This window comes from Pseudomonas sp. FG43, assembly GCF_057809175.1.
This window is the reverse complement of the sequence record NZ_JBMDJL010000032.1, coordinates 1-12,534: the sequence shown is the minus strand read 5'-3', so window position 1 is coordinate 12,534 and position 12,534 is coordinate 1. Positions and strand designations below refer to the sequence as shown.

The following is a 12,534-nucleotide window of genomic DNA, read 5'->3' as shown; positions in this document are numbered from 1 at the left end:
TTTCAGACTTGCCGATCACTCGACCTTGAACCCCGGCTTGCCGTTTTCGGCCCGCCACTGTTTGATGGTGTTCACGATGCCTTCTGGGGAGGAGTCTGCATCTGGCTGGGGGTAATAAATGAGATCACTCCCGTCTGGATGCTCGATGATCGCCCTGAAGTGCCTGACCCATTTCCGGTGCGCAGCTTCACTTGCTGCGTTGACTACGCAAATATCCGTTACAAAACGGATAAATTCATGTTCAGTGTAGTCCTCGATTTTATTTTTCAACTCAGCCACGCTTCACCTCCGAATGTAACTTAGTGACGTTCAGGCTTACCGATCACTCGGCCTTGAACCCCGGTTTGCCGTTTTCAGCTCGCCACTGCTTGATGGTGTTCACGATGCCTTCTGGGGAGGAGTCTGCGTCTGGCTGTGGGTAATAAATGAGATCACTCCCGTCTGGATGCTCGGTAACATTCTCAAAATGGATAACCCATCGCCCATGCTCAGCCTCGCTCATCGCATTGACTGCACAAATGTCACTCACAAAACGGATGAATTCCAACTCGGAGTAATCCTCTAACTTGCCTTTCAACTCAGCCATGCTTCACCTCCGAATGCAATTTAATATGACGTGCAGGGGTAAGAATACGCATATTATTCACATCATAAACGGCAGCTCCGTTAGATATAAAGTCTATATGATGAATCTCAAACACCCTCCTCTCACCGACACTTTGCTTCTTCGGAGTATATGGAGCATAGCCTTTCTGCATCAGCACCTTATTTTCCGAAGAAAACTGACTTACAAGGAGTTCATCATCCGCTACCAGCTTCCAGAAGGCCTCTCTAAAGCGGGAAAAATTACTGAACTGCTTACCCCGTAACTGTTCAGCTATCTGCTTCGGTATAGGAGCACCCTCTCCCTCTCCCTCTGCCAATGCCTCTAACCAGTCATGGAAAACAGTCTGCCCCTCACCACTTACAACGCCCGGCATATTTCGAGGACTTTGGAAAACCGCGTAAAGTGCAGGCAGTCCAGAGTCCGCAGGAAATATAAAAATATAATCGTCGATCTCGACATCATCGAGCTCCGGATAAGTGTCAATTCTGCCAGCAACAGGAGTTAATGTCGCACCCTCATACACTGGGACTTCAGGTATATCGGCAGGTAGTGCAGTAGAACTGTTGCCCGGATTGACTATTGGCGTCCAGATCAGGGTCTTGGGCGGTATATCCGGCGTCGAGATCGAGTAAACGTTCAGTGCAGAATCGTATGCCGCAGCGATAACCCGTACGCTCCTCGATACATGTGCCCCGTCGGCAGGAATGACGATAATCTCCGTATGCCCACTGTCCGCCGACTTGAAGCCGAGACGGACAGGAAGATCAATGGGGCCGTGGTTTATCTCAGTAATCTGCGATGTTGTCAGGTCCGTCAGTGGCAGCATGAGTGCGTAGCGATTCGGCAACTCGCCGTTTCCCAACCTGGATGGATAAATCAAAGCACCCACACCGACCAGAAGACCGGAAGCTGCACCAGCAGCCAACTCAGCCAGTGCGGTAATTGAGGCGCGTATAGAGGCTTGCAAGGTTAGCGTAGCGCCATCGGCCGCCAAGACCCTCCCAGCCGTAGTAGCAAGTTGAGCACCAGCCTCAGTTGTCGCCCCATTGATCTGAAAAATATTTTGGGCAATCTGCTCTAGTCGCTGTTCTTCTCTTAACCTCTCGGTTTCAGCTTGAGCTTGTTCTACAGCCCGGGTTGCCGCTTCCGCCTGGGCTTGTTCCGCTGCTCGGGCTGCCGCCTCCACCTGGGCTTGTTCCACAGCTCGGGCTGCTGCCTCCGCCTGGGCTTGTTCCGCCGCTCGGGCTGCCGCTTCCGCCTTGGCTTGTTCCGCCGCTCGGGCTGCCGCTTCCGCTGCTACTTGCTTTTGCATTTCCGCCACTCTTGCGCTCAATGTAGCCGCTTGATCAGCCAACTTCCCAAGTGCTTCTTGTGCAAAACGGCGCTTATAAGCTGCTTCATGAGAGGTTTGGGCAAATCCATGAAGCTCCCGAGGACGGGGGTGACTATTCATAAAACGGATAACGACATCCATTTGCTGCTTAGGAGTCAACGACAATGGATCCGTCCCATAAAATCGATCCGCCGCCGCAGAAACCTGTTGGATTTCAGTTCTCTTTTTTTCCATAAGCTGTGCGCGCAAAACCAACTCACGCTGAAGCCCTTCGATTGTATTGGCGTCTTGAGAAACTCCCCCACGAGCAGCACTGAGTTCTTGTTCAAGAACTGAGTCAATCAAATCGAGGCTAGTCTGGAAGCTTTTTTCCCAATCCTGGAGAGTATGATACATAAAGGGACCAAATCGCATGGCTTCGGGTATCGAGGGCGCTGATGCTCCCCATGATCGTCCAAGGCTAAAGTCCCCAGTCGGTGGCTGCGCCCCAATATAAATAGGCGGCAGTGTTATTTGTTTCTTTGGCATTTATCATCCTTAAAAACAACGAGCCAGCATCCTGAACACAGGGCTTCAGGCACGTATAAAAAGTGCATCCATGCAATTATTGAAAGCAAAACAATGTGTAGGACAACGACTACTAAACAAAACCTGTTTAAACACTACCCAAGAAAAATGTACAGCAACATAAAACAATAAGTTCAATACATTTTATTACAAGAAAAAATCAAAAATATGAACCATTACTTTTGAAAAATTAAAATCAGACACATCGCAACCAACCGTAGGAAAAACCCTAAATCAAAAAAGTATTTGCGCACCAAAAAAGAAAAGGCGCTTGCGCGCCTTTCAACTAAAAAGAATGACTCAGTTCAAAATTACAACTCAGCAGCCAGCCTGGAACCCTGATCAATCGCTCGCTTGGCATCCAGCTCGGCAGCCACATCCGCGCCGCCAATCAGATGAACACGCTGCCCGGCCGCAACCAATCCGTCATACAGCTCGCGCAACGGGTCCTGGCCGGCGCAGATGACGATGTTGTCCACCGGCAGCAGTTTCTCTTCGCCTTCACCAATGCGGATATGCAGGCCGGCATCGTCGATTTTCAGGTACTGCACGCTGTTGAGCATTTGCACTTGCTTGTTTTTCAGGCCGGTGCGGTGAATCCAGCCGGTGGTCTTGCCCAGGCCATCGCCGACCTTGGTGTCCTTGCGTTGCAGCAGGAATACCTGACGCGCCGGGGCATGGGCTTCAGCCTTGATGCCTGCCACACCGCCACGCGCCTGCAAGGTCGTGTCGATGCCCCACTCTTTCCAGAAGGCGTCACGATCCTGGCTGGTGGAGACGCCCTGATGGACCAGGAACTCCGAGACATCGAAACCGATCCCGCCTGCCCCGATCACCGCCACGCTGCGGCCAACCGGTTTGCGTTGCAGGATCACGTCCAGATAGCTCAGCACCTTGGGGTTATCGATGCCGGGAATGGCCGGTGTGCGCGGCACGATTCCGGTGGCCAGCAGTACTTCGTCGAAACCGCCATCCAGCAGATCCTGCACCCCGACACGTGTTCCCAGGCGCAACTCTACGCCGGTGTTTTTCAGCTTGTGCTTGAAGTAGCGCAAGGTTTCATAAAACTCTTCCTTGCCCGGCACACGCTTGGCGATGTTGAACTGCCCACCGATTTCACTGGCCGAATCGAACAGCGTCACCTGATGACCACGCTCCGCCGCCACGCTTGCAGCCGCAAGGCCGGCAGGCCCTGCGCCCACCACCGCGACTTTCTTGACCTGCCGCACCGGCAGGTAATTGAGTTCGGTTTCATGACAGGCACGCGGGTTGACCAGACAACTGGTGAGTTTGCCGCCAAAGGTATGGTCCAGACAGGCCTGGTTGCAGCCGATACAGGTATTGATCTCGTCGGCGCGGCCTGCCGCTGCCTTGTTGACGAACTCCGGGTCGGCCAGAAACGGCCGGGCCATGGACACCATGTCGGCATCACCTTCGCTGAGGATATGCTCGGCTATCTCCGGGGTATTGATACGGTTGGTAGTGATCAGCGGGATCTTCACAGAACCACGCAATTTGGCCGTCACCTTGCTGAAGGCGCCACGTGGCACCTTGGTGGCGATGGTCGGGATTCGTGCTTCATGCCAGCCGATACCGGTGTTGATGATCGTCGCGCCAGCCTGCTCGATAGCCTTGGCCAGGGTCACGATTTCTTCCCAGGTACTGCCGCCTTCCACCAGATCCAGCATTGAAAGGCGGAAGATGATGATGAACTCAGACCCGACAGCTTCACGCACCCGGCGCACGATTTCCACCGGCAGACGCATGCGATTTTCGTAGCTGCCACCCCAACGGTCGGTGCGGTGGTTGGTCTGTGCGACCAGGAACTGGTTGATGAAATAGCCTTCCGAACCCATGACTTCAACGCCGTCATAACCAGCGCTCTGAGCCAGGGTCGAGCAGGTCACAAAGTCCTGAATCTGCTTTTCTATGCCCTCTTCGTCCAGCTCTCGCGGCGTGAACGGATTGATCGGTGCCTGAATGGCGCTGGGAGCGACTTGCTCGGGGCTGTAGGCGTAACGGCCAGCATGCAGGATCTGCAGACAGATCTTGCCGCCAGCTTCGTGAACCGCTTCAGTGACGATGCGATGTTGCTCGGCTTCTTCAGGCGTGGTCAGTTTTGCAGCGCCCTTGTAGACCCCGCCTTCCTTGTTCGGCGCAATACCGCCGGTGACCATCAGCCCCACGCCGCCACGGGCACGCTCGGCGAAGTACGCCGCCATGCGCTCGAAACCTCCGGGCCTTTCCTCAAGACCGGTATGCATCGAGCCCATCAGGGTCCGGTTGCGCAGAGTCGTGAAACCCAGGTCCAGCGGGGCCAGCAGGTGCGGATAGCGAGTGGCAGTCATGGGAGCGCTCCATCGGTTTCATCACGGAAAAGCGAGGACATCTATGCGTCCTCTTGTTCTATTGCGGGCTCGTTGTATGACCCGTTCATGGCACAAACAGTAAAGAGCCGACCCGCCTCGCTCAATGACCGAAAGTGACAAGTTATTGATCCAAACGTGCAGGCAGGCTAGGCTCTGTACGAAAGTCGGCGAGCGAAGGTCAGGCAAGGCAAAAACAGGCGAGGAACGGTCGGAGTCGCGCCCGACTTTACTGGTGTAAATGAGCATTCCGAGCCTGTTTTTAACGCAGCATCACCGAGCGCAGCCACTTATCGTACAAAGCCTAGTGTCCTGTCCTGGCCTTGGATCAACAGCACCTTATGCGTAAATTCTTCGGTATCTGCCTAATCCTGGCGAGTATCGCAACCCTTGTCAGTTATGGCCTGTGGACCGGGCAACGTGCGCAGGGACATTACCTGTCCGACCTGCGCATTCGTCTGGTCATCAACGAAGGCCAGCCCGGTGAGCGCGGCAACCTGCTGGGGGTCGAGCCCGAGCTGTTCCCCACCGACTACCAGAACCCCGGGCGTCTGCACCGCAAGCTGGCGGCCTACCTGCAACATGCCCGTGAACTGGGCCTGATCAATACCCGGACCATCGTTGTCCTGCCGGAACATGTGGGCACCTGGCTGTTTGTTTCAGGAGAGAAAAACCAGCTCTTTCAGGCCAGCGACCGGGATGAAGCCATGAGTTGGCTGCCTTGGAGCAACCCGCTGAAATTCATTGAGGCCTTCACTCAAGCCACCGGCGAGAATCGGCTGGAGGATGCTTATCTGCGCATGAAGGCGAACAGCATGGCGCGGGACTATCAAACCCTGTTCGGCGGCCTGGCCAAGGAGTTTGGCGTCACCCTGGTGGCTGGCAGCATCGTGCTGCCGGAGCCGCGTGTCGAAGCGGGTCAACTGCGGATCGGCAATGGCGCACTGTATAACAGCAGCCTTGTGTTTGGCAGCGACGGCATGCCACTCGGCCCGCCTCAACGCCAATTGTTTGCGAGCCCTTACCAGCACGATTATGTCGAGACAGCAGCCAGTGCGCCCTTGAACGTCATCGACACCCCGGCAGGTCGTCTGGCAGTGCTGATCGGCAGCGACAGCTGGTATCCGGGCAATTACGCACGCCTGAATGCTGACGGCGCCGAGCTGATTGCGGTGCCAGCCTTCGTTCCCGGCAAAAGTAGCTGGGCCAGCCCGTGGCGCGGATTCTGGGACAAGAGTGAAAACCCTGACACCGACCTCAAACCCGGCACGATCAGCGAAGGCGAAGCCTGGCGCCAACTGACCCTGACCGGCCGCACACCCGACAGCAATGCCCGGGCCGGTATCAGTGTGTTCCTGCACGGGCAGTTCTGGAACCAGGGCAGCTCCGGGCAAGGTTTTGCCAGCCACAACGGGCAGATCATCGGCGAGCAGCTTCTGGAAAACCGCGCCATGAGCGGCGCCCGTCTGATCAATATCTGGCTCTGACCATGCCTGACCTGACGCTGCGCCTCGGGGATCTTTCAGTGGGCTTTATCCAGAGCATGGGCGACGCCGTGCGCAGTTTCGGTCAGGACCCTGCCCCGCTTCTGGAACAATACGGCCTGGACACGGCGCGCCTGAGCGAAGCAGGCGCACGCCTGTCTATCCCGCGCTACATGCGTCTGGGCCATGCGGCCATCCAGCTTACCGGCCAACCGGGGCTGGGCTTGCGCATGGGACAGCTCAGCCGCCTCAGCCAGCTCGGACTGGCTGGTGTCACGGCAGCACAGGCACCGACCGTGCGCGAGGCTGCCCGGGTTCTGAGCCGTTTCGAAGCGCTGTATGGCTCCAACTATCGCGGTCAGTCGAGTTTTCATGAGGACGCAGAAGGTGCCTGGCTGCGCTTCTATTCCATCAGCCCCTACAACACCTACAACCGCTTTGTGGTGGACTCGATCCTTTGTGCCTGGATCAGCCACCTGTCAGCTCTGGCCGCCAGCCCCGTACGTGCTCAAAGGGTCGAGATCGAATTCGAAGCGCCTGAATATGCAGCCGACTACAGCTTGCTGAGCGACAACCCGGTGATCTTTGGCGCGGCGACCAATCAATTGCGTCTGGATCAGACAAGCCTGGCGCTGCGCAACCCTGAACACTGCCCAAGCACCTGGCAGCACTTGCTGCAATTGTGTGAAAAGGAACTGGAACAACTGACCCGCACCCGCAGCCTGCGCGAACGCATCATTCAGTTGCTGGGGCCGTTATTGAACGGAGGAAGGGAACCTGATCTGGAAGAGATCGCAGCCCGGCTCAAGCTGCCGACCTGGACACTGCGCCGAAAACTGGCCGATGAAGGCACCCGCTTTCGCACCATCCTCAATGACACTCGCCGTGATCTGGCGATGACTTACATCCGCGACACTGAACTGGCGTTCGGCGAGATCGCGTATCTGCTGGGTTTTGCCTCGGCCGAAGCCTTTCAACGCGCCTTCAAACGCTGGAACAGCCAGACTCCAGGAGAGTTTCGCCGCAGCCAGCGTCAAAGCGCCTGACGCCCCTCACAGTTCGGTAGCGTCGTCGGCGGGTTCCAGCGGGTCCAGCTCAAAGGCGCGGGATTCCAGCAGTTCTTCTTGATATTCGTCCATCTTTTCAGTCCTTTTGGGTGATTGATTGCCTGGTTGGAAACACTGAGATAACTGACCACAGGCACCACAGTAAAGTGCCAATATGAATAAAAATGTTACGTCTTATAAAAATACGAGCGCTGCGCAAATCAATTTAGCGCATTCGTCTTCCGCTCAATTCACCCTTGACTTGGCAACACCTCCCGCCATAACCTCCAGCCCATGAACCCAATCAAGCAATTCTTCGGCCAGATTATTATTACCGTCATTCCAGTCATGGCGGGTTAGCCGACGTTTGCAAAAAACCCGCCCTGGAGGCGGGTTTCTTCTGTCTCCCGGGCTACTTTCAGAACCAGGAGTCAGACATGATCATCATCCTTCGCTCTATCGCCCTTCGCCTGTCCTCGAACCTGATCATCCTGACCCAGCCCAAGGGGTTGACGCGATGACCGATCTGCTCAACCACTACGCCCGCAAGATCCTCACGTCCCGCGTCTATGACGTCGCCGTAGAAACCCCGTTGCAGGGCGCTCGCCAGCTTTCCGAGCGGCTGTCCAACCAGGTGCTGCTCAAGCGCGAAGACCTGCAACCGGTGTTCTCCTTCAAGATTCGTGGCGCCTATAACAAGCTGGCGCAATTGAGCCCCGAAGAGCTGGCGCGTGGCGTGGTCACGGCCTCGGCGGGCAACCATGCGCAAGGCCTGGCGTTGGCGGCGAAAGTATTGGGTATCAAGGCGACCATCGTCATGCCCAAGACCACGCCTGAGATCAAGGTCGAGGGTGTGCGCTCACGGGGCGCGCAAGTGGTGCTGCACGGTGATTCGTTCCCCGAGGCGCTGGCCTACTCGCTCAAGCTGGTGGACGAACAGGGCTTCGTCTACATCCATCCGTACGACGATCCTGACACCATTGCCGGGCAAGGCACGGTGGCCATGGAAATCCTGCGTCAGCAACCGGGCCAGCTGGACGCCATTTTCGTCCCGGTGGGCGGTGGCGGTCTGATTGCGGGCATTGCCGCTTACGTCAAATACTTGCGCCCGGACATCAAGGTCATCGGCGTCGAGCCGGACGACTCCAACTGCCTGCAAGTCGCCATGGCTGCCGGTGAGCGTGTGGTGCTGAATCAGGTCGGACTGTTTGCCGATGGCGTGGCGGTGGCGCAGATCGGCCATCACACCTTTGAGGTCTGTCGTCACTACGTCGATGAAGTCATCACCGTCAGCACCGACGAAATCTGCGCAGCCATCAAGGACATCTACGACGACACCCGCTCCATCACCGAACCGGCCGGTGCGCTGGGTGTGGCCGGGATCAAGAAATATGTCGAGCAACGTGGCATCAGCGGCCAGACGCTGGTGGCCATCGACTCCGGCGCCAACGTCAACTTCGACCGCCTGCGCCATGTGGCCGAGCGCGCCGAACTGGGTGAAGGCCGCGAAGCCATCATCGCCGTGACCATCCCCGAACAGCCGGGCAGCTTCAAGGCGTTCTGCCAGGCCATCGGCAAGCGCCAGATCACCGAGTTCAACTATCGCTACCACACCGACCGCGAAGCCCACATCTTTGTCGGCGTGCAGACCCACCCGGATACTGACCCACGCAGCGCCCTGATCGCCAGCCTGACGGAGCAAGGCTTCCCGGTGCTGGACCTGACCGATAACGAACTGGCCAAGCTGCATATCCGGCATATGGTCGGCGGGCATGCCGAGCGGGTGGATGATGAAGTGGTGCTGCGCTTCGAGTTCCCGGAACGGCCGGGCGCGCTGTTCAACTTCCTCAACAAACTGGGCGGGCGCTGGACCATCTCGATGTTCCACTACCGCAACCACGGCGCCGCCGATGGTCGCGTAGTGGCCGGGCTGGTGGTGCCGGAAGAGGAGCGGCATCTGGTGGGCGCAGCGCTGGAGGAGATTGGCTATCCGTATTGGGATGAGAGCCAGAATCCGGCGTACAAGCTGTTTCTGGGATAAACGATCGTAGGAGCGAATTCATTCGCGAAGCCTTTCGCGAATGAGCGGAGCGCCGCCCGATTCGCTCCTACGGGGGTTACTGATCTTCAGCGCTGAATGCCGCTGGCTCCGCAGGTGCTGCAACTGGTTCGCTGCTGACAGGTGTAGCCGGGGACTCTGGCGGTACCGTTTCGGCTTTCGGCTCAGCCTCGACCGGTTGAGGCGCCAAGGGAACCGGTGCCGGAACTGGAGCCGGTGCAGGAGCGGAAGCGGGAGCCGCTTCCGGCACGCCCAGATCAGCCTTGGGTTTCTCGACGATATGCGCAGCCTGCTTCACTTCTGGAGGCAGGAAATTTTCCACCAGCCCGAAAAAGCGCTCATAGAACTTGGCCGAAGCAACCGTCTCGCTGGCCACCTTGACCATCGAATCGTCGGTCGAGCCGATCGGCATCGATACCGAACCCAGCACGCCTACCCCCAGACTGGCCGAGTTGTTGGTTTTCTTCAGCGCATAACGGTCCTGCAAAGCGTTGGCGAACATGGTCGAACCGCCACCACCGACATCGGCCGCACAGACAAGGTTGAAACTGATCTCGATATGAGTCTCGCCCGTCTGCTGGAAGCTCTTGCGACCGCTGATCATTTTCGGGTCATTGCTGGTAATGATATAGCCCTGGCTGAGCAACGCACGCCGTCCGGCCTCACAGGACGAATCATCGCTGGCCGGGTAACTTCTGGAAAAAGTCCCTGCATCATCGAAATGCTCATGATCGTAGACAGCCTGCTTGGGAGACGAACAGCCAGCAATAACCAGCAGGACGGACGTCCAGCACGCAGTACGAAAGCTCAGTAACTTAAACATCGAGGATCCTGGGGAAGATAACTGTCAGCAGAACTGCAGACCGGGGAAACGTCGGTAAGTCTGCAACAAGGCCAGCGCAGGATCAACGCAGACAGTGAAAAGATGCTGATACAAATGACGATTTTTTCGTGTCGGGGCTTTGCAATCAGCCACAAACGCTTGATCAGGTGCCTTTCAACCCCGATCCCACACCGGTTCAGGCGCAAAGCGTTCGGCGAGGAAGTCCAGCAGTGCCCGCAATGCCGATGACATGTGTTTTCGGGAGGTGTAGACCGCGTAAATGCTCAGCTCCATTGGCTGGTAGTGGGTCAGCAGGGGTATCAGCCTGCCGTCCTGCATGAGCGGCGCCGCCAGATAGGTGGGGAGCAGCGCAATACCCGCTCCGCAAAGCGCAGCCTGCATGGTGGTGATCGAGTCATTGGTACTGAGGTTGCCCTGTACCGCAACGCTGCACGGCAAACCCTTGCGGGTGAAATGCCACAGGCTGCTGCTGTGGTAGGAATGGGTCAGGCAGTTATGCAGAGCCAGGTCTTCAATACTTTTAGGTCCGGAATGCGCCTGCAGATAAGCAGGCGATGCACAGACCACAGAGCGGCAGGTCGTCAGGCGGCGGGCAATCAGATTCGGGTCCAGGTCGTTGGTAATGCGAATCGCCAGGTCGAGGCGCTCATCGACCAGATTCACCGTGCGATCAAGCAACACCATGTCGACACGCACCTGCGAGTAGCGGCCAACGAACTCAGTGACGGCCTGGGTGAGCTGAGCCTGCCCAAAGGACGTGCTGGAGGTGATGCGCAGCAAGCCTTTGGGCTCATCCTCGGGCGCTGCCACGACGGCACGCATGTCTTCCGCCAAATCGAGCATCCGCCGGCACAACGGCAAAACCTCGGCGCCAGCGGCAGTAAGGTTCAGGCGTCTGGTGGTGCGGTGCATCAGCCGGGCACCGGTCCACTCTTCAAGCTCGGCCAGGAATCTTGAAATGACAGGCCGCGACAACCCGAGTTTGTCGGCAGCCGCAGTCTGGCTGCCGCAATCAACGACCGTGACGAAAGCTTGCATGGCCTGCAATTTGTCCATTATTCGACCGGTTTCAGCAACAAATATGGGCCTAATCTAGCGTTTTTCAGTCTATAAATCTCAACTAATCTGGACTTCTCTTAATACAGCCCGGATGGAGATTTTCATGCTACCGCTATTTGCACGACGCTTTGTTGCCAGCATCGCCCTGCTCGGCTTCGCCGGCACCAGCCTGGCAGCACAGCCATTGAAGCTGGATGTCTACAACCCAGGAGCAGAGGGGATCTTCCCGGTGTCGTCGGTGCTGGTCACAGCCGAGAAAGATGCAATCCTGGTCGATGCACAATTTTCCACAACACAGGCCGAGCAGGTCGTGGAGAAGATCCGTAAAAGCGGCAAGAACCTCACCACCATCTACATCAGCCATGGCGACCCGGATTATTACTTCGGCCTGCAAGCCATTACCGAGGCCTACCCAAAGGCCAAGGTAGTGGCCAGTGCTGAAACCGTCGCTCACATCAAGGAAACCAAGGACGGCAAACTGGCCTATTGGGGACCGAAGCTGGGCGCTGGCGCACCGAGCAAGATCATCGTTCCCGAAGTCATTCAGGGCAGCAGCCTGAAGCTTGAAGGCCAGGACCTGCAGATCGTCGGCCTTGACGGCCCGCAGCCTGACCGGACATTCGTATGGGTACCTTCCATCAAGGCAGTGATCGGTGGCGTGGTGCTGGCCAACAACATCCATGTGTGGATGGCCGACACTCAAAGTGCCAAATCGCATCAGGACTGGCTGGCAACCCTGGCCACCATCGAGAAACTGAAGCCCGCAACCATCGTTCCCGGCCACTTCCTGCCGGGTGAACTCAAGTCGGAACAGGCACCCGCCTTTACCGCGAACTACATCAAGACCTTCGATGCAGAAACCGCCAAGGCCAAGGATTCCGCAGCGCTGATCCAGGCAATGAAAACTCATTACCCGAAACTGGGTGAGGAGTCTTCACTGGAACTCAGTGCCAAAGTAGCCAAAGGCGAAATGAAGTGGTGAACAAGAGTTGAATGACAAAGCTGCGCTTGTAATGAGCGCAGCTTTTTTTGCATAAATCGCAGGCAAAAAAAAAGCGACCGGTTAAGATCGCTTTTTCTTTTGCTTCAAGGAGTTCAATGCCTTGAAGCTTTGTATGGCGCAGCGGACGGGACTCGAACCCGCGACCCCCGGCGTGACAGGCCGGTAT

The 12,534-nt window shown here is 57.0% G+C and carries 9 protein-coding genes and 1 pseudogene; 4 read left to right on the top strand and 6 right to left on the bottom strand.

Annotated elements, in window-relative coordinates; translation table 11 throughout:
• Window positions 1–15 precede the first annotated feature (15 nt).
• From ACODS3_RS25875 to ACODS3_RS25860, 4 genes are all read right to left on the bottom strand, one after another.
• Window positions 16–279, bottom strand: a complete 264-nt coding sequence (locus ACODS3_RS25875; protein ID WP_307726264.1) for a bacteriocin immunity protein — start codon at window positions 277–279, stop codon at window positions 16–18.
• A gap of 43 nt (window positions 280–322) precedes the next feature.
• Window positions 323–586 (bottom strand): bacteriocin immunity protein, encoded by a 264-nt coding sequence (locus ACODS3_RS25870; protein WP_201018380.1) that lies wholly within the window; start codon window positions 584–586, stop codon window positions 323–325.
• Window positions 579–2,468: an S-type pyocin domain-containing protein gene (locus ACODS3_RS25865; protein WP_489036879.1), complete on the bottom strand. Its 1,890-nt coding sequence runs from the start codon at window positions 2,466–2,468 to the stop codon at window positions 579–581. The genes ACODS3_RS25870 and ACODS3_RS25865 overlap by 8 nt, the downstream gene beginning before the upstream one ends.
• Before the next feature lie 350 nt (window positions 2,469–2,818).
• Window positions 2,819–4,855: an oxidoreductase gene (locus ACODS3_RS25860; protein WP_489036877.1), complete on the bottom strand. Its 2,037-nt coding sequence runs from the start codon at window positions 4,853–4,855 to the stop codon at window positions 2,819–2,821.
• 359 nt (window positions 4,856–5,214) lie between these two features.
• Between ACODS3_RS25860 and ACODS3_RS25855 the strand changes: the two genes are divergently transcribed.
• The 3 genes from ACODS3_RS25855 (at window position 5,215) to ilvA (ending at window position 9,444) form a co-directional block, all read left to right on the top strand.
• Window positions 5,215–6,360, top strand: coding sequence for a nitrilase-related carbon-nitrogen hydrolase (locus ACODS3_RS25855; protein WP_201018377.1), 1,146 nt, complete (start codon window positions 5,215–5,217; stop codon window positions 6,358–6,360).
• Window positions 6,361–6,362: 2 nt separating this feature from the next.
• Window positions 6,363–7,403, top strand: coding sequence for an AraC family transcriptional regulator (locus ACODS3_RS25850; RefSeq protein ID WP_201018376.1), 1,041 nt, complete (start codon window positions 6,363–6,365; stop codon window positions 7,401–7,403).
• Window positions 7,404–7,920: 517 nt separating this feature from the next.
• Entirely contained in the window at window positions 7,921–9,444 is a 1,524-nt protein-coding gene (ilvA, locus tag ACODS3_RS25845) for a threonine ammonia-lyase, biosynthetic (protein WP_489036874.1), read from the top strand.
• An 85-nt stretch (window positions 9,445–9,529) separates the two neighbouring features.
• Here the strand turns inward: ilvA and ACODS3_RS25840 are convergent.
• Both ACODS3_RS25840 and ACODS3_RS25835 read right to left on the bottom strand, forming a co-directional pair.
• Window positions 9,530–10,285, bottom strand: a pseudogene (locus tag ACODS3_RS25840) (DUF2242 domain-containing protein); the annotation flags it as partial.
• Window positions 10,286–10,459: 174 nt separating this feature from the next.
• On the bottom strand, window positions 10,460–11,362 hold the full coding sequence (locus ACODS3_RS25835; protein ID WP_489036872.1) for a LysR family transcriptional regulator: 903 nt from the start codon (window positions 11,360–11,362) through the stop codon (window positions 10,460–10,462).
• Between the two features lie 106 nt (window positions 11,363–11,468).
• On the opposite strand from ACODS3_RS25835, the gene ACODS3_RS25830 reads away from it, so the two are divergent.
• The gene (locus tag ACODS3_RS25830; RefSeq protein WP_304574520.1) at window positions 11,469–12,347 is read left to right on the top strand and encodes an MBL fold metallo-hydrolase; all 879 of its coding nucleotides are present in this window, start codon (window positions 11,469–11,471) and stop codon (window positions 12,345–12,347) included.
• The last annotated feature ends 187 nt before the right edge of the window (window positions 12,348–12,534 follow it).